Below are 18,858 nucleotides of genomic sequence, written 5' to 3'. Positions count from 1 at the left end.
TTTCAGTATTAACAACTAAAGAACTCATCCAATAATTGAGAGAAATGTTGTGAATTGCTTTCATTTTTCAGTATCTTTGAGATACACAACAACCACGCAAAAATACATTATGATGAATACTTTGTTGTGAATTGCTTTCATTTTTCAGTATCTTTGAGATACACAACAACCCAATAGTTGGCATCCCACGAACAAAAGCCGTTGTGAATTGCTTTCATTTTTCAGTATCTTTGAGATACACAACAACATTATTTTCACCCTAATAATTTAACAACTAGTTGTGAATTGCTTTCATTTTTCAGTATCTTTGAGATACACAACAACTTATGATGATAATAATCTGCCCCACTTAGGGTTGTGAATTGCTTTCATTTTTCAGTATCTTTGAGATACACAACAACTGATGAGGCGTTGTATAGATTTGAGTTAACGTTGTGAATTGCTTTCATTTTTCAGTATCTTTGAGATACACAACAACCTTTATTAATAATATTTATTTTTGCTCCATGTTGTGAATTGCTTTCATTTTTCAGTATCTTTGAGATACACAACAACAAAACCGAAATACAAGATTCGGGTAAAAGCGTTGTGAATTGCTTTCATTTTTCAGTATCTTTGAGATACACAACAACTGGCAGATAGACCGTTCTAATGAGGCGATGGTTGTGAATTGCTTTCATTTTTCAGTATCTTTGAGATACACAACAACTTTCAATTTTATCCCATTCCTTTTCAGGTAGTTGTGAATTGCTTTCATTTTTCAGTATCTTTGAGATACACAACAACCAACAAAAAACACAGGAAACGCAAGCTCCTGTTGTGAATTGCTTTCATTTTTCAGTATCTTTGAGATACACAACAACCTCGGACTTCTTTGACTGCAATATTTATCCGTTGTGAATTGCTTTCATTTTTCAGTATCTTTGAGATACACAACAACAAAATACATTATGATGAATATTTCTAATTCGTTGTGAATTGCTTTCATTTTTCAGTATCTTTGAGATACACAACAACGAACCTTCTAAATGGTTTACCCATCGTTGAGTTGTGAATTGCTTTCATTTTTCAGTATCTTTGAGATACACAACAACTGATCATCACGTTTTATTTTACCATTTTCAGTTGTGAATTGCTTTCATTTTTCAGTATCTTTGAGATACACAACAACAATGGATATCTACATTATGACGGAGCATTCGTTGTGAATTGCTTTCATTTTTCAGTATCTTTGAGATACACAACAACAGAAGATCTTTACATTAATGCAATTATCAAGTTGTGAATTGCTTTCATTTTTCAGTATCTTTGAGATACACAACAACGCCTAATTGAAGAACCCCGCTTATTAGCGAGTTGTGAATTGCTTTCATTTTTCAGTATCTTTGAGATACACAACAACAAACTAAAATTAAAAATTACTACACAATCGGTTGTGAATTGCTTTCATTTTTCAGTATCTTTGAGATACACAACAACGACAGCAAAGAATATACAGATAAACTAGCTGTTGTGAATTGCTTTCATTTTTCAGTATCTTTGAGATACACAACAACACCAGATTTATTTTTATAACCTCTTAGGCTGTTGTGAATTGCTTTCATTTTTCAGTATCTTTGAGATACACAACAACTCAATTTCTTTTGATGATATTTATCCGAAAGTTGTGAATTGCTTTCATTTTTCAGTATCTTTGAGATACACAACAACCATTTTAACGCAGGTTCTCCAACAGCAACAGTTGTGAATTGCTTTCATTTTTCAGTATCTTTGAGATACACAACAACTGCTTAATATCTTCCTCAATGGGAGAAACCGTTGTGAATTGCTTTCATTTTTCAGTATCTTTGAGATACACAACAACCATTTTAACGCAGGTTCTCCAACAGCAACAGTTGTGAATTGCTTTCATTTTTCAGTATCTTTGAGATACACAACAACTAATGCAGTAATCGGAATTTTCACACATAAGTTGTGAATTGCTTTCATTTTTCAGTATCTTTGAGATACACAACAACTGCTTAATATCTTCCTCAATGGGAGAAACCGTTGTGAATTGCTTTCATTTTTCAGTATCTTTGAGATACACAACAACACAACTCATCTTTGGTCGGTAATGCACCTTGTTGTGAATTGCTTTCATTTTTCAGTATCTTTGAGATACACAACAACTAAGATATACTTAATAAATCTAAAGCGTTTGTTGTGAATTGCTTTCATTTTTCAGTATCTTTGAGATACACAACAACCAACCTCTGGAAAGTAACAGCAACATCAATGTTGTGAATTGCTTTCATTTTTCAGTATCTTTGAGATACACAACAACTTTGCCCATTAAGGGGAACGTGCAAAGGTGGTTGTGAATTGCTTTCATTTTTCAGTATCTTTGAGATACACAACAACATATAGGTATTGTACATCACAATAAAGATAGTTGTGAATTGCTTTCATTTTTCAGTATCTTTGAGATACACAACAACAGACACTATTCCTGGAGATGATGAATTTTTGTTGTGAATTGCTTTCATTTTTCAGTATCTTTGAGATACACAACAACCATCAACATTTGGTAAACCTTCTAATGTTCGTTGTGAATTGCTTTCATTTTTCAGTATCTTTGAGATACACAACAACATGTTTCAGTTTTTTGTTTATAACTCAATTGTTGTGAATTGCTTTCATTTTTCAGTATCTTTGAGATACACAACAACGGGGATTGGTTTTGTCGTTAATATGGGTTTGTTGTGAATTGCTTTCATTTTTCAGTATCTTTGAGATACACAACAACAGATTAGATATCTGTCCGCCTAGTGTTTTAGTTGTGAATTGCTTTCATTTTTCAGTATCTTTGAGATACACAACAACGCTGTTGCAGTATCAAATATAGTAACAGGCGTTGTGAATTGCTTTCATTTTTCAGTATCTTTGAGATACACAACAACATATAAGAATTGTTTAATTCTTCATCCCTCGTTGTGAATTGCTTTCATTTTTCAGTATCTTTGAGATACACAACAACGAATGGAAGAGTTTGGTGTAATCCTCCTTAGTTGTGAATTGCTTTCATTTTTCAGTATCTTTGAGATACACAACAACCTGCAGACTCTTTTAGATAATTGTGCAGATGTTGTGAATTGCTTTCATTTTTCAGTATCTTTGAGATACACAACAACTTTCTTATGAAAAAGAAAATTTCAAATTCAGTTGTGAATTGCTTTCATTTTTCAGTATCTTTGAGATACACAACAACATCCAGTAACTTTCAACGCTGAGTATTTTGGTTGTGAATTGCTTTCATTTTTCAGTATCTTTGAGATACACAACAACAATGGATATCTACATTATGACGGAGCATTCGTTGTGAATTGCTTTCATTTTTCAGTATCTTTGAGATACACAACAACAGAAGATCTTTACATTAATGCAATTATCAAGTTGTGAATTGCTTTCATTTTTCAGTATCTTTGAGATACACAACAACGCCTAATTGAAGAACCCCGCTTATTAGCGAGTTGTGAATTGCTTTCATTTTTCAGTATCTTTGAGATACACAACAACTAATTCCGCCGCAAACTCCAAATAATTATTGTTGTGAATTGCTTTCATTTTTCAGTATCTTTGAGATACACAACAACCGCACCGGATAAGCTGCCAATCTACCAGCAGTTGTGAATTGCTTTCATTTTTCAGTATCTTTGAGATACACAACAACCGCTTTCTCCTTTAGTGAAAGGAAAATTAAGTTGTGAATTGCTTTCATTTTTCAGTATCTTTGAGATACACAACAACGGATCAGTTGTTAAGATCGACTTATTCCGCGTTGTGAATTGCTTTCATTTTTCAGTATCTTTGAGATACACAACAACCCAGAGGGACCAGGAATGACGCGGCACGTCGTTGTGAATTGCTTTCATTTTTCAGTATCTTTGAGATACACAACAACGCATAAGGTGTTATCAAATTAAAAATTTCAGTTGTGAATTGCTTTCATTTTTCAGTATCTTTGAGATACACAACAACCCTGAGTAGAAACCTGGATAGCATTAAACTGTTGTGAATTGCTTTCATTTTTCAGTATCTTTGAGATACACAACAACCGGTGATGCAATGGCAATTCATGATTTTATGTTGTGAATTGCTTTCATTTTTCAGTATCTTTGAGATACACAACAACTACTTTGAATTGCGGACGATGTCAGTACTTGTTGTGAATTGCTTTCATTTTTCAGTATCTTTGAGATACACAACAACAAATCAAAAGCCAAAAACATCAAACCAACCGTTGTGAATTGCTTTCATTTTTCAGTATCTTTGAGATACACAACAACATATCAGTAGTGATATATCTTTCTCCTTCAGTTGTGAATTGCTTTCATTTTTCAGTATCTTTGAGATACACAACAACACATAAAGTTTTCAGAAAACTTATTTGCAAGTTGTGAATTGCTTTCATTTTTCAGTATCTTTGAGATACACAACAACTGGCTTTTGGGCGTAGCCCCCCGCTCGGGGGTTGTGAATTGCTTTCATTTTTCAGTATCTTTGAGATACACAACAACTTATATAGTTACTAACAATAATGCCAATAGGTTGTGAATTGCTTTCATTTTTCAGTATCTTTGAGATACACAACAACTTTCAATTTTATCCCATTCCTTTTCAGGTAGTTGTGAATTGCTTTCATTTTTCAGTATCTTTGAGATACACAACAACCAACAAAAAACACAGGAAACGCAAGCTCCTGTTGTGAATTGCTTTCATTTTTCAGTATCTTTGAGATACACAACAACCTCGGACTTCTTTGACTGCAATATTTATCCGTTGTGAATTGCTTTCATTTTTCAGTATCTTTGAGATACACAACAACAAAATACATTATGATGAATATTTCTAATTCGTTGTGAATTGCTTTCATTTTTCAGTATCTTTGAGATACACAACAACGAACCTTCTAAATGGTTTACCCATCGTTGAGTTGTGAATTGCTTTCATTTTTCAGTATCTTTGAGATACACAACAACCTAAAAGACCTCACTATCACTTACTTATAAGTTGTGAATTGCTTTCATTTTTCAGTATCTTTGAGATACACAACAACAAACTAAAATTAAAAATTACTACACAATCGGTTGTGAATTGCTTTCATTTTTCAGTATCTTTGAGATACACAACAACGACAGCAAAGAATATACAGATAAACTAGCTGTTGTGAATTGCTTTCATTTTTCAGTATCTTTGAGATACACAACAACTTATATAGTTACTAACAATAATGCCAATAGGTTGTGAATTGCTTTCATTTTTCAGTATCTTTGAGATACACAACAACGTTTTAACTCATATTTTGGAGCATAATGGAGTTGTGAATTGCTTTCATTTTTCAGTATCTTTGAGATACACAACAACACGACAAACAATGTCGCTTCTCCAAATTCTGTTGTGAATTGCTTTCATTTTTCAGTATCTTTGAGATACACAACAACGCCAATTACATTAATATCATTATGCCTTTAGTTGTGAATTGCTTTCATTTTTCAGTATCTTTGAGATACACAACAACATCTGCGGGATTTGAATCTATTCCGAAAGGGTTGTGAATTGCTTTCATTTTTCAGTATCTTTGAGATACACAACAACAAAGGCTTCCAAACATTATTCGGATAGTCGGTTGTGAATTGCTTTCATTTTTCAGTATCTTTGAGATACACAACAACCTCAAAAAATAATCTACTGGTTTTCAGTAGATTATTTTTACTTTTAGGATTGGGAATTTAGAATAATTCTAGTTGTTGAAAGGTTGGTGGCGGCTCTTCTTTATTCCTGGCAAAAAATATCTCTATGTCGCCAAATTGCTTATCGGTAATGCACATAATCGCTACTTTACCGGCTTTAGGGAGCATAAACTTTACTCTTTTGATGTGAACTTCTGCATTTTCACGACTTGGACAATGACGGACATACATCGAAAACTGAAATAGCGTAAAGCCATCATCAATCAGCCCTTTACGAAAACGGTTGGCGTCTTTCATATTGGCTTTGGTCTCAGTCGGTAAGTCGTATAATACTAAAACCCACATAATTCGGTAGGCGTTAAAACGTTCTTGGTTCATTTACCGGTATTTTGGACGTGCTGCGATGCGTGAGGGCGTAGCCGGAAATCCTTTTGCCTTATTCCACGTGAACTTATTCTGACAAAATATGATGGCAAAAAAGATTGCAGGCGAAGACCGACCCTTTGTTTTTTTTGGAGGTTTGGTGTTGGAAAAAAAACATTGGGGCACGCCCAACTTGTAAGAATCATCATAGCAGTTCTGGATAGGAAATGAGCCGTTTTTCTCCGGTATAGCATTTGTAAAGCGATGAAGCTGTGGTTTTTACAGCGACTAACAAGGGTCTTGTTTTACCGTCAATCAACACATCCTTGGTGGCAATCTGTAGAATGTGGGCTTTAAATTCTTTGGTGAGTTCTTCTGTTTCGGGATTGATTTTCAGCCACTGCATCACGAGCAAATCGACGAACGGACGATAAGGCTCCATCAAATCGTCCGCAAGGCAATAGGGATTGTACTTATTTTTATGAAAAATCCCCAGAACAGGCAGCAAACCGGTTTCTACAATGGCTCTGGCGACAATGCTCCTGAGAACCGCATATCCAAAATTGAAAAACTGATTGGGTGAATCTCCAAAACGCTGCCGCAGAAAATCGAGACTGATGAGATATTTCCAGTAATGCTGTGCAGCAATGCCTTCCATATTGGTGATGTCACCAGATTTTACGTTTTTCTGATACTCAAGCATTGGCTCGTAATAGTTTCCAAGCTTCATCAAGACGTTTTTTTGGTTTTCGATTTTACATTCAATGGTTTGTTTCCAAAGTTGTTTTTTCAGCGGTTCGCTGGCTTCCAGCTGGTCTTTTACTCTATCGGAATGTTCGGTATGTCCGTACAGTGGCAACATTATCCCGTGCGGCAAATGATGGGCGTCACAACTAATGACCACCACGTTATTCCCCATCATTTTCTGAATAAGATGATGTGAAATGGTAATCTGAAAATGGTCTAACATCAAAAGTCCCAAATCTTCGACAGGCACGCTCCCCTTTTCGGTTTTGGTTTCCGGACAAAGGATTTTCATCTGCTCGTCTTTGAGCTTGAGATAAGCAGGATTGCCAATGTAGATGGAGCGGGTGATCATATTTAATAAATTTTAATATTCTCCTACGTGAACAATTTTGCCTAAATGATTTAGACGAACTTTTAAAATATCTTTTATTCCATTAATTCCTTCTCTTCTCCAAGTTATTCCTTTTAATTTAGCATTATCTTCAACATTGGTTTCTAAATGATGCCTAAAGAAGTAATCTTTTGTTGTAAACTTTTGTACTCTAAATATATTCTTAGAAATCAAGTTCAGATTCTTTTCATCATATAAATCAATATCTTTTGGGTTAAATTCTTCTGATGGAAATAAAAACATCTCATTTTGTTTCATCGTAAAAAGAAACTTCCAACCTAAATTACTGTTAAGTTCTTTGTCAATAATTGAAAGACCTTGATTTACTCTTTCTACTGCTTCATAAAAACTAACTACCTTTTCTTGAAGATTTCCTTTTTCATCTTCGTAAATCGCAACGTGATGATTATTACCGGTGCTAACAAAATCTACTGGAATTTTATTTCCGTTTTCATTTAAAATTTCCTTTCCAAAATGGTCTTTTTTATAATGCAAAACTTCAGCATTACTTATCCCTGTAATAGTAACCGTTTTTATAGAAATCCCTTTTGATTTATTAAGCCAAATTGGATTTTTATCTAAATCAGAAAATGCTTCTTTAGCATTCCCATTAAATTCATAAAGACGAGCTTTTAAAACATCCCTTGTACCCTTGTCTATGATTTTATCTAGATTTTTATAATCTTTAAAATTATCAGGATTAACAGTTTTCCTGATTGTGTAGCCTATTTCATACCAAGCTAAAGTCACGGACTCAGGCAATTGTTCCGTTTTCTCATCATTAAGAAATATTGGATTTTTTGCTAAAATATTTTTCCCAGTAAAAGCTTTCTTAGAATCTCCACCAAATTCATTCAGTCGTTTTAATAAAGCTTCTTTATAATTCTTATTCTGAACTTTATTAATTGTTTCTAAATCAAACTTTCCAGAAACTTTTTCGTCCTTAGTTTTAAGGAATTTTGCACTACCATAAATGGTTTCTTTATGAAGTTGCCCTCTTGGCGTTAATTCAACTTTAACTTTTTCACCATTTTTTGATTTGGTTTTATTTTTATTCTTTGTTACAACTTTATTTTTAGCTTTATGAGAAACTAATACTTCTTCCAACTGTTTTTTAGCATCAAATCGGAAATTAGGTATGGGCTCTATAAATCTCCTTTGTTTTGAACCATTTTTCTTTTCAAAAACTTTTGTAATAAGATTTTCTATGTTTGAAATTACCTTATGCTGTTTATGGTTTTCATCTTTTCTCGCATTAAGATAATTGAGATATTGAATATGATTATGAGTTGTGAACGCCACTGTAAGCGCATCCATTGCGTGATGACGATGGTCGTTTCTTTTTGTCCAGTCAATTATTCTCTGTTTTTCTTCGCCTTTAGAATTAATTACAGTTTCGGTTAAACCTAGCTTCTTATATTTTTCTAGATTTAATTCTTTCATTACGTTTACGAGATTCCAGTCTTCACGAAGTTTATCTGTAATTCTTCCTGAAGTTGGAGTCACATAATCTGTAATTCCCAAAAGTATTTCTCTCGCTTTTTTGGCAATGTATTGTGTATTACGTAGATCTCTTTCTATAAAGCCATCGCCTATATCATTTCCTTTTTTCTGAAGTTTTTCATGCTTAGCTTTGCTTATAGCACCTTTATCATACAGTTCTTTGATAATGTTAAGAAATTTCTCCAATTTAACAGTACTTTCATTTCCTAAATAATCAAAAGCAGTAAAATTTCCTTTCTTAAGATTGGCACCTCGCGGTACTAAAACTTTGTTAGAAAAACTATCATCAAAAAAGCGAGATTGCGGGATAATATGGTCTATATCGTATTTATCCGTAAATAATTCTTCTCGTTTAATTTGTACATCCGTATACAAATCCTTGAAAAGATTTTTCTCTAATTCTAAATACAACTTATATCTGATGATGTCGTTTCTCGAAGGCGACTTAATACCGAATTCTCTCTGTAAAACTTCTGTATATTTTTGATGTTGAATGGTAGCTTTACTGATTTCAGAAGTCATGTTTGCACGCTCTTCTGCATTATTTTTTAGTTCTCTAGCAAGTTCTATTCTTATTTCATCAAGTTTTCCGTATTCTTTTGTGACTTCATTTACCAAATTTATCATTTGATTCAAAATCTTTTCAACCACCGGATTTCGTAATGAATTTTTAGGTAGAATATCCAATTGCTCTTTTAAAACCCTATTTTCAAGTTGTTCTTTGGTTAACGAGTTTTTAGAATGATTATAACCTGCATAATTACAAGCATCACTATATTTATGTTCTTTTATATAAGGATAAATCTTTCGCATTGCCTTAGAACTAAGACTTCCGTAATCCTGAGAAAAGCCAATCTCTGCCAATATTTTGGAATGTTCTTTTTTGAAACCGAATTTCTTTTCTAAAAGTTCGTACAACTTTTCATTTCCTGATGGAGAATCGTCGCCTTCATAAGAATACAATAAATGCCAAAGCTGATAAGAAGCCTGCTTCTCAAAATCACTTCCTTCTAACTCAGGATTAAAGTACAAAATAGAAGTATCAATACCTAATTCTGAAAATTTCTCTTTAACAAACTGTTTTATATTATCTGATGAAGAATGAATTTTAGAAACTTTGATTTCATCCTCGATTGTTAATTTAAACTGTTTAGGAAATTCAATTCCTTCGCACGCTATGATTTTCAGGAATGCTGTGTAGAGATTTTCATTGGTGATATTACCCTGAATGTCAGTAAAATTAGTTTTCCACTCCTTTCCGGAATAACCAACAATATCTAAAACATCTTTAGCAGAAAGTTTTCCTTTGATATTAACTTCATCAAAAATTGACTGTTTAAAATCTAAATCAATTGGGAAAATTTCTTTTGTTTCTAAATTTTGAAACTGTAAATTATTTAGAACTTGCCAGATTTTAAATTCCTGAAATAATGGCGAAGACTTTGGAGCTACTTTTAAACCAACCGTTTTCTTTTTGGTTTTTCCGTTTTCTTTGATTTCAATTTCTCTATTTTCAAATTCACAAATGCTGATTAAACCTTTCTGAGATTTCAGTTTTCTTTGATAAAAAATAATGACATCCCGAATCTCATTTTTCAATTCATTATTCAACTCTTTATGATATTGAGATTGAGTCTCCCATATTTTCTCAAACTCATCCAGATAATCTTGCCGATAGAAAACTTGATTTTTTAGTTTTGTATGAGGATTTCCTTTAAGTTGTTTATACAGATATTCTCCAACTGTTTGATTATTAAAATATAATTCTTTACTTCTGTCACTTATTGCACCAAGATAACCACTTGAACTATACAAATTACCGTTTATCTCTTGAAAAACAATAGCTAGACTTTCAAAATCTAATTGTTTCCTTACAGCTTCACTTCTCCAAAGGTATCTTTCTACCTTTTTTTCCTGCATTGTCCCGGTCTGTTTAATTCCAACAAGAGAAAAAGGCTCTTTTAAAATTGCCCAAGTAGCATTTTTATTTTTTCCTTGTAGTTCTTTATAAATATTATCAGTGAGAATTTCGGCATAAAACTGTTTTTGAAAACCCCAAACCTTATCAAATTCTGCTTGTAAATCTGAACGGTAAAAATCTGGTAATTGTTTTTTTCCTTCGGCTAATAATTGATAAGAATACTCTCCAGGCGTTAGGTTTTCTTCATACAATTTTTTAGCTACAGCCATTCCGTCAACAATCTGTCCGTCTTCATCATTTTTAGCTTTACGACTGCTTTTATAACCTCGTTTTTTATTGATGAGCATCAAAACTCTCGCAAATTCTGACAATTCAATTTTACTATTTGCCGCTTTTGCTCGAAGCTCCTGCGTTTGGAATGTAGAATTTTTTCCTATCTCTGTAAGTAGGTCTGTTTCTTTTAAAATATTACTCTTTTGCAGAACATCAATAAGATTTTCTCTCCTTATCTTAAATCTCTGTAAATTTCTTCTTGCACTTCTCGCTATAGTTCTGCTTGCATTGGTCGTAATGGGCTTTCCTTTCTCAAAATTAATTTGCTCATCCACCGTAAGAGGATTAACACGAACTCCCACCTTAATAATCTTATTATTGTGAGAATTTTTAGAATCTTCCTGCACAACTGCCCAACCAATTGAAGAAACTCCAAGGTCCAATCCGAGTATATTTTTAGTCATAATTATCAAGTTTATTAGAATTTCTTAAATTTAAAAAGAATTTTTTATCAAATATTACGGAAAACCGTAAACAGATTAAAAATATTATTTTTAGATTTGTAATCGAAAGCAATTCACAATAAGGATTATTCCGTTGTGAAAACATTTAAGGCGGGGCAACTCGCCTTTTTTTATTTAAAAGCCTATGAAATTTTATTATATTTGCAAAAAATCAGGCGGTTAAAAAACCACCTGATGAAAATGTTTTTATTTATGCTTTTTGCAATAAAAACAAAATGGCTTAGATAGATGAACTATCTTTTTGCTTCGCCAATGCTTAAATGAACGAAAGCAAATAAGATTTTTTAATTCCATTTTAATTTATTTAAAATTAAACATTTAATTCTTAGTCACAATCCTTTGATGCGGCAACATCGAGGGATTTTTCGTTTTATCCATCTCTTTATCAAGAGGTTATCATTCAAAAATAAGATTCGAAAGCAATTCACAAACGATTTAATCAACCTAATGAAGTAAATTAATACGTTGTAATTGTTATGCAAATATAGTAATTAAAACTATACATACAACATTAGGTTATTAAATCGGAAACATAAAAATTATAACACGTTAAAATAAAGATAGATAAAAATTATTCCGCTGTGAAAACATTTGGGTCACCTCTTGTCCATAATCAGGAGGTTTTTTTGTGCACAAATGTTTAATGAGCTCCGATTAAGAAAATTAAATAATTAGTGAACTAAAATATTCAAGAAAGGGCACCCAACCTTTTTTTGTGCTTTGTAAAAAACAAAAAAAATCCACTCTTTAAAAGTGGACTTTTCAATCTAAATAGCGGTGTGCTCTCCAAGATAAAAACTGTTGCTGGCAAAAGTCTGCTTTTCAGTATTGAGATAGATGTAAACTTCTATCGGCTTACCAACACAAAAATTGGGCAGCGTTACTGTGACGGAAAGATCACTGCGGACAGCTATACCTTCAAAAATCTGAAAATCTTTTAGATCTTTACAGTAGCAAACCACACTTACCTGATCTCCAGCCGACGCATTACCCTGTGTACTGTTATCTTCCCAACTTATCTCCACAACACCTCCAGCCTGCATAGTGACCGCCGCATTTTGGAAACCGGAAAGCTCTCCTTTGGTAATTAAAACTTTACTGTATACAAGCTCCGGTACACCCGCCACAACCTGTATGGCTTCGCTAATGGTATAAGATGTTGCAAAATTCACTCTGGATTTCACTCCACTTCCCGATCCAAAATACAAAGATTGGATAGACTTCAGCGGTTGCAGAAAGGTAACTGCAATTCTGAACTTGTCCTGTTGAAGCAGCTGTTTCTCCGATGGATCTTTCTGAGATTCTTTGGGTAGGCTTCGGATAATATCGATGCCTCTCCAGCTAGCTCCAACTACAGTTCCTACTTTACCTGAGAATCCTCCAAGAATTCCTTTCTTAATACTTGCCATGATATTTGTTTTTTATGGGTTAGTACAGCGAAGTTATTACACAAAACAAAAGGTTGTACACCACTGAATGACTATGACAGGATTTGACTTAATTTGAATGGAATTGACAGGTTTTCATACAATTGCTTCGGAAATACTTCCCTATTTCTTCGGGTTTTCTTCGGTAAAGAAATGTTTTTTCCGAAGGTTACCCAAAGCACACCCGAACAACAGACAAAGAATTATGTCCTAACCAGAGATTATTTTGAAAACAAGAAATTTTGTGTTAATTAAATTGAGTTCAGGATAAAGATTTATAAAATGTATGCTAAACAAAAATGAAATTATAGGATTGATAAAAGGTTAATACAAACCAAGTACTATTGTATTAGATAAAAACACAAAAAATTATTTTCTGTATTTAAGAATTGATGTGGTATCGTAATAAATTTTCCCTTTCATGATGGTATAGTCAATAAGACCTTCTTTCCGCCATCGGTAAAGGGTACTGTCGCTTACATGCAGCTCGCGTTTGGTATCGGCAGCATCTTTGTAAAAACTCTTGTCGGTAGTAGGAAGATGAGGAAAACCTTTTCTGAGAATATCCAGCATTTCTCTGTGAGATTCGATTAATGCAATAAGCAAATCTGCAATTTTAAAAGCTTTTTTGTTCTTCATGATTTGTGTTTTTTAAGGGAATTAAAAATAATAAAAAAAACAGCAGTTCAATACAATTAACGATCAAATTTTCAATACTTTAAATATTATTCATTCATAATAATATATGATTAAAACAATTAAAAAAAGAGTCTTGAATAATGTATCTTTTTTATGATTTTTTAAATTCGTTGAATGAATTTTATTACCTATAAAGAATTAATTAAAAAACCTCAGTTTTTCTTTATTACATGAAAACACAACGACAGACGAAGAATCTTATAAAATATTGAAATAATGCAAAAAAAACTGTTTCACTTATTTCCTAAAACAAAATTTAAAATATACTATGGGTTAAAATAATTTTCAGTTTCTTTTTTTAAATTACCTGCACAAAGATTGGCTTTATCGTTACAAAAGACTATTTTCGCTTTCCAAAATTCAGAAATGACTTCTATAGAATTTATACAGAAACAGCTCAATATATCGTCTAAAAGCATTGCCAATACACTTAAGCTTCTTTCCGAAGACTGCACGGTTCCTTTTATTTCCAGATACCGAAAAGATGTTACAGGAAATCTGGACGAAGTTCAGATTGAACAAATTGCAAAGCTTAACAGACAGTTTGAAGAAATTGTTAAAAGAAAAGAAAGCATACTGAAATCTATTGAGGAACAAAATGCCCTCACAGAAGACTTGCAGCAAAGAATAGAAAGCAGTTTCGACCTGCAGGAGATTGAAGATCTTTATCTGCCTTTCAAGAAAAGAAAAAAAACGAAGGCAGATGCTGCCAAAGAAAAAGGTCTCGAGCCATTGGCGAAAATCATTATGAGCCAAAAAGCCCACGATTTGGAGTCTTTAGCATCAAAATACCTCAACGGTACTGTTGCTTCAGAAGAACAAGCTTTACAGGGAGCAAGAGATATTATAGCCGAATGGATTAATGAAAATATGTATGTCCGCAAAAATCTGAGGAGACTTTTTCAGAGAAAAGCGGTCATCACTTCAAAAGTGGTAAAAGCAAAAAAAGACGAGGAGACTGCACAGAAATTTTCGCAGTATTTCGACTGGGAAGAAAATGTTAACAGAATACCTTCTCACCGTCTTCTCGCTATGCTTAGAGCAGAAACAGAAGGTTTTGTAAAAACAAATATCGGAATAGATAAAGATGAAGCTCTGGAATTTATTGAAAATGCCATTCTAAAATCTGATAATGAATGTGCCGAACAGATTGCCCTCGCCATAAAAGACGCTTATAAAAGACTTTTGGAACCTGCAATCTCCAACGAAATACTGCAGGAAGCGAAAGATAAAGCAGATAAAAAAGCCATTGAGATTTTCTCGGATAATCTACGACAGCTGCTTCTTGCACCGCCTTTGGGCGAAAAAAGAATTCTGTCTATTGATCCCGGATTCAAAAGTGGGTGTAAAGTAGTCTGTCTCGACGAAAAGGGAGATTTGCTCCACAATGAAACCATATACCCACATGCTCCACAAAACGAGTCGGGAATGGCAATGAAGAAAATCCGTTCGATGGTAAATGCATACAACATCCAGGCAATATCTATCGGAAACGGTACCGCAAGCCGAGAAACAGAGTTTTTCATTAAAAAAATTGGTTTCGATAAGCCTATTCAGGTTTTTGTTGTATCGGAAGCAGGTGCCTCAGTATATTCTGCCAGTAAAATTGCAAGAGATGAATTTCCTTCCTTTGATGTTACTGTACGTGGTGCAGTTTCTATCGGAAGAAGACTATCTGATCCTTTGGCAGAACTTGTGAAGATAGATGCCAAATCTATTGGCGTAGGACAGTATCAGCATGATGTAGACCAAACCCTGCTGAAAAGCGAACTGGATTCTACAGTTATGAAATGTGTAAATGCTGTAGGAATTAATCTGAATACCGCCAGTAAATCTCTGTTGAGCTATGTTTCCGGAATTGGGGAGAAAATGGCAGAAAACATCGTTAACTACCGTTCTGAAAATGGTGCTTTTGAAGACCGTAAGCAACTGAAAAAAGTTCCACGACTGGGAGAAAAGGTTTATCAGCAGGCTGCCGCATTTGTAAGAATCAGCCATGCGAAAAATCCTCTGGATAATTCGGCAGTTCATCCGGAAGCGTATGGAATTGTAGAAAAAATGGCTAAAGATTTAGGATTAAAAACAGAAGAACTTATTTCTAATAAAGAAAAAATTGCTGCCATTCAGCCTGAAAAGTATATTACAGATACTATTGGAATCATCGGGATTAAAGATATTCTGAAAGAGCTCGAAAAACCAGGATTGGATCCCAGAAAAGCTACCAAGGTTTTTGAATTTGACCCCAACGTTAAAAAAATATCTGATCTTAAACCAGGAATGATTCTTCCCGGTATTATAAATAACATTACCGCCTTTGGATGCTTTGTAGACTTGGGAATTAAAGAAAGTGGTCTGGTACATATTTCTCAACTGAAAGAGGGTTTTGTTTCGGATGTAAATGAAGTGGTAAAACTCCACCAACACGTTCAGGTAAAAGTAACAGAAGTAGATGAAGCGAGAAAAAGAATTCAGCTTACCATGATTCTATAATGTATTAATTAATAGTTTATCAACATAAAAAGCAGCTCAATACCGAGCTGCTGAATCGTTTTTTAATACTAAGCTGAGGTTATTTAGGATATTGAATGACCTTATCCAGTTCTATAGGATTATTGTATTTTCGGATAGAGCTTCTAAGCCTTTCGTTTACCTCACGGTAATTATCCTGCTTTACAAGAGTTCCGTCATTCAGATAAAATTCTTCATTCGATTTGGTTTGTCCTACTGCGTTTCGAAGATAATTTATGGGAGAATCATAATATTTCAGTTTGGCTTCTCTGTATTTCTGCTCATTCACCGGAACTGCCGACTGCATAAAATAATCCATAAACTGATTAAGATAAGATTGTTTTAATTTCTGATTCTTCACCAGCTCGAAACGGTAATTATTGTTGTCATCATACAGCTCTACAATCAGCCCCGGAAGACCATGAAATTTATAGGGACCTTCATTAAAAGGAATTTGCGGAGCAAACCATGCCACCCAGTTTCTTCCGCCCCATGTAGTGGTTGCTTTCTGTAACGTAAGATCTTTTACAGTCTTTTTTTCTTCGCTAAGCTTCCAATTTTGGGTATTTTTAGAAGACCGTTTAAGAGCAACATTTTCAAGAATATCATATTCTTCATACCCATCACTTCCCTTCTGATGGGTAAGGATTGATGAGGTATTGAATTTCATATCTTTCGCTATCGGCAGATTATTTGCCACCAGAGAATCTCCAATGTAAAAATCCCGAGGATAATATCTTACCTGCTGATCGCGGATGTCGAGATGGTAATTTTCTTTGGTTATACTGCTTTCGGCAGAATCTTTTTTGTACTCCACATCATAAATAAAACGGTAAGTCTGTGCTTTTACCTGAGAAAAAAACAGAACACAAGCGGTTAATAAAACGATTTTCATAATATTATATTATTTTTATAGACCTAATTACCATTTACAAAATCCTGTTCTTTCTGAGATAAAAGAATGGTGGTTTCCTTATCTTCTTTAACAGGTACATTGTCCCAGAAATCTTTACTGAAATCTACTTTAGGATCAAGACCTTTTTTATCGGATTTGCTGAAAGTATTATAGATCATTTCTGTACTCGATTTTCTTACATCGGTAATGCCGTCGTGGGTAATCTTAAAGTTATCTGCTTCTGTCTTTTTTAATGCAGAAACATAGGTTTTATCTTTTTTATAAAAATCGAAAGTAACCCAAACATCTCCAAGCTGAAAGTCATATTCTACGCCTTCCGTATTTTTCTTTTTGTATGGAGGATAACCCGACTGCTGATAATTTACCTCGTAAAAGGTGATTACCTTGTCTTTTTTATTATATTCCATTTCACCTTCTATGATAATGCCGTTCTCAGATTTTATATTGATGCCAATTTGCTGAAGATCGCCCTTCTCTCCCAAAAGTCTGCCAATGGTTTTGCTTTTCTTCATTTTCATATTGGCAATTAGCCTCTGAATTTCAAAATTGAAAAAGTAATCTCCCATGTCTGCATGGTTAAAATCATTACTTTTAGAATTGAAAACTCCTTCTTTTTTCTTTTTAAAATACTTTACATTATTCAGCTGCATCTGAAGAATATTATCATAATTCTTTCTAATACCGTCTTTGTAATTATAAGAATTGCTCTTCGTCCACATTTTGGCTTCAGCAATAACCAGCATAGTCAGTTGGTTGTTATTAAAAGATTTAGACTTCAGCGTAACATCGTATAAAGAGGGCTCATCATAATATCTTTTATGATAGTTTTTGGATAAATCTTCAAATAACGGCATTAGATTAACATTCACAATTTTAACTTCATCAATATCGGTAACTTTAGCCTGAAGCTTAACTACATTTCGGAATGCACTCAATTTCTGTGTCTGATAGCCCGGTGCAGAAATCTCAAAACTTTTATTCTGAGCGGAAACGGGTGCAAAGCCATCTTCATTGGTATACACAATCTGATTTTCTGAAACGATACGGGCATTGGCAATTGCTTTACTGTTATCTTCATCCAACACCTGAATTTTCTGGGAGTAAAGAACAGCGGAAAAGAGAATGAATAGAAAAGAGATTTGTTTCATAGATAAATTTTAAAATGCAACACATCACAGCAAAGATTGATTACCAAATGGATTGCAGCGTTTTTTATGAAACAAATATAATCTCAAATATCTTATATTTCTACAACAGTTGAAATATTTAATAAACTTTAAATGAATTTAAGGAAATGTGAGATATTTTAGGAAGTTTGCCGTTCAAATTAGAATAATTTAACAGTTACAAACCCATCTTTTATAAAAAAACCGGCTTAGAGCCGGTTTCATTATTATTTTTTAGATTCTTCAACAGAAACTTTTCTGAATTCTTTGAACAGTTTGCTAAGTTCCAAAGCTGCTTTACGAGCTCTTGTTCCTGCTGCCTTGTTCCCTTTTTCAGCTTGTTGGTTGGCTTCTGTAGTGAACGCTTCAAATTCTGCGTTGATTTTTTCGATAAGTTCTTTCATGTTTATAAAAATTTAGGTTGCAAATATATGGTTTCAGATGATTTCAGCCTAACATCAGCCTCAAAAAAACACCTCTAAACTTGCATTTATCGCAGTTTTTTTAATATTTTAACAATATTTAATAATCAACAAGCCTGTTTTTTGGATCTTTCAAAGCATTTTTGGCACTTTCAACAGACCTTTTAAAACTCAATCACCAACAGTTTAACATTAAAATATTCGGTGAACAGAGCAAAAAACATTATTGAGAATACAAATAGCTCTTTTAGATTTACTAAATATTC

Annotated in this window: 9 protein-coding genes and 1 CRISPR repeat array; of the genes, 1 reads left to right on the top strand and 8 read right to left on the bottom strand. The window is 33.5% G+C overall.

Annotated elements, in window-relative coordinates:
• Positions 1 to 46: 46 nt before the first annotated feature.
• Positions 47 to 5,714: direct repeats of the CRISPR family, unit length 47 nt; unit sequence GTTGTGAATTGCTTTCATTTTTCAGTATCTTTGAGATACACAACAAC.
• A 57-nt stretch (positions 5,715 to 5,771) separates the two neighbouring features.
• From cas2 to MTP08_RS05805, 5 genes are all read right to left on the bottom strand, one after another.
• Positions 5,772 to 6,110 (bottom strand): CRISPR-associated endonuclease Cas2, encoded by a 339-nt coding sequence (cas2, locus tag MTP08_RS05825; RefSeq protein ID WP_243577455.1) that lies wholly within the window; start codon positions 6,108 to 6,110, stop codon positions 5,772 to 5,774.
• Positions 6,111 to 6,300: 190 nt separating this feature from the next.
• Positions 6,301 to 7,194: a type II CRISPR-associated endonuclease Cas1 gene (gene cas1, locus MTP08_RS05820; protein ID WP_243577454.1), complete on the bottom strand. Its 894-nt coding sequence runs from the start codon at positions 7,192 to 7,194 to the stop codon at positions 6,301 to 6,303.
• 12 nt (positions 7,195 to 7,206) lie between these two features.
• Positions 7,207 to 11,394 (bottom strand): type II CRISPR RNA-guided endonuclease Cas9, encoded by a 4,188-nt coding sequence (gene cas9, locus MTP08_RS05815; RefSeq protein ID WP_243577453.1) that lies wholly within the window; start codon positions 11,392 to 11,394, stop codon positions 7,207 to 7,209.
• Between the two features lie 827 nt (positions 11,395 to 12,221).
• The gene (locus MTP08_RS05810) at positions 12,222 to 12,863 is read right to left on the bottom strand and encodes a DUF6266 family protein (RefSeq protein ID WP_243577452.1); all 642 of its coding nucleotides are present in this window, start codon (positions 12,861 to 12,863) and stop codon (positions 12,222 to 12,224) included.
• Positions 12,864 to 13,250: 387 nt separating this feature from the next.
• Positions 13,251 to 13,520 (bottom strand): MerR family transcriptional regulator, encoded by a 270-nt coding sequence (locus MTP08_RS05805; RefSeq protein ID WP_209390282.1) that lies wholly within the window; start codon positions 13,518 to 13,520, stop codon positions 13,251 to 13,253.
• A gap of 426 nt (positions 13,521 to 13,946) precedes the next feature.
• Here MTP08_RS05805 and MTP08_RS05800 point away from each other — a divergent pair, with 426 nt between their 5' ends.
• Positions 13,947 to 16,070, top strand: a complete 2,124-nt coding sequence (locus tag MTP08_RS05800; protein ID WP_243577451.1) for a Tex family protein — start codon at positions 13,947 to 13,949, stop codon at positions 16,068 to 16,070.
• Positions 16,071 to 16,149: 79 nt separating this feature from the next.
• Here the strand turns inward: MTP08_RS05800 and MTP08_RS05795 are convergent, their stop codons facing one another.
• From MTP08_RS05795 to MTP08_RS05785, 3 genes are all read right to left on the bottom strand, one after another.
• Positions 16,150 to 16,983, bottom strand: coding sequence for a GLPGLI family protein (locus MTP08_RS05795; RefSeq protein ID WP_243577450.1), 834 nt, complete (start codon positions 16,981 to 16,983; stop codon positions 16,150 to 16,152).
• Between the two features lie 23 nt (positions 16,984 to 17,006).
• Positions 17,007 to 18,152 carry a carboxypeptidase-like regulatory domain-containing protein gene (locus MTP08_RS05790; RefSeq protein ID WP_243577449.1) on the bottom strand — a complete coding sequence of 382 codons (1,146 nt, stop codon included), beginning with the start codon at positions 18,150 to 18,152 and terminating at the stop codon, positions 17,007 to 17,009.
• Between the two features lie 245 nt (positions 18,153 to 18,397).
• The gene (locus MTP08_RS05785) at positions 18,398 to 18,574 is read right to left on the bottom strand and encodes a histone H1 (protein ID WP_076394683.1); all 177 of its coding nucleotides are present in this window, start codon (positions 18,572 to 18,574) and stop codon (positions 18,398 to 18,400) included.
• Positions 18,575 to 18,858: the final 284 nt, after the last annotated feature.

Origin of the sequence: Chryseobacterium oryzae (assembly GCF_022811665.1) — a bacterium.
GTDB lineage: Bacteria > Bacteroidota > Bacteroidia > Flavobacteriales > Weeksellaceae > Chryseobacterium > Chryseobacterium oryzae.
This window is presented reverse-complemented; position numbering and strand designations above follow the sequence as displayed.

Bases quoted from the DNA above. Each gene is read 5' to 3' on its own strand.
- cas2 (WP_243577455.1), bottom strand. From the start codon at position 6,110: ATGAACCAAGAACGTTTTAACGCCTACCGAATTATGTGGGTTTTAGTA.
- cas9 (WP_243577453.1), bottom strand. From the start codon at position 11,394: ATGACTAAAAATATACTCGGATTGGACCTTGGAGTTTCTTCAATTGGT.
- MTP08_RS05795 (WP_243577450.1), bottom strand. From the start codon at position 16,983: ATGAAAATCGTTTTATTAACCGCTTGTGTTCTGTTTTTTTCTCAGGTA.
- MTP08_RS05800 (WP_243577451.1), top strand. From the start codon at position 13,947: ATGACTTCTATAGAATTTATACAGAAACAGCTCAATATATCGTCTAAA.
- MTP08_RS05790 (WP_243577449.1), bottom strand. From the start codon at position 18,152: ATGAAACAAATCTCTTTTCTATTCATTCTCTTTTCCGCTGTTCTTTAC.
- MTP08_RS05785 (WP_076394683.1), bottom strand. From the start codon at position 18,574: ATGAAAGAACTTATCGAAAAAATCAACGCAGAATTTGAAGCGTTCACT.
- MTP08_RS05805 (WP_209390282.1), bottom strand. From the start codon at position 13,520: ATGAAGAACAAAAAAGCTTTTAAAATTGCAGATTTGCTTATTGCATTA.
- MTP08_RS05810 (WP_243577452.1), bottom strand. From the start codon at position 12,863: ATGGCAAGTATTAAGAAAGGAATTCTTGGAGGATTCTCAGGTAAAGTA.
- cas1 (WP_243577454.1), bottom strand. From the start codon at position 7,194: ATGATCACCCGCTCCATCTACATTGGCAATCCTGCTTATCTCAAGCTC.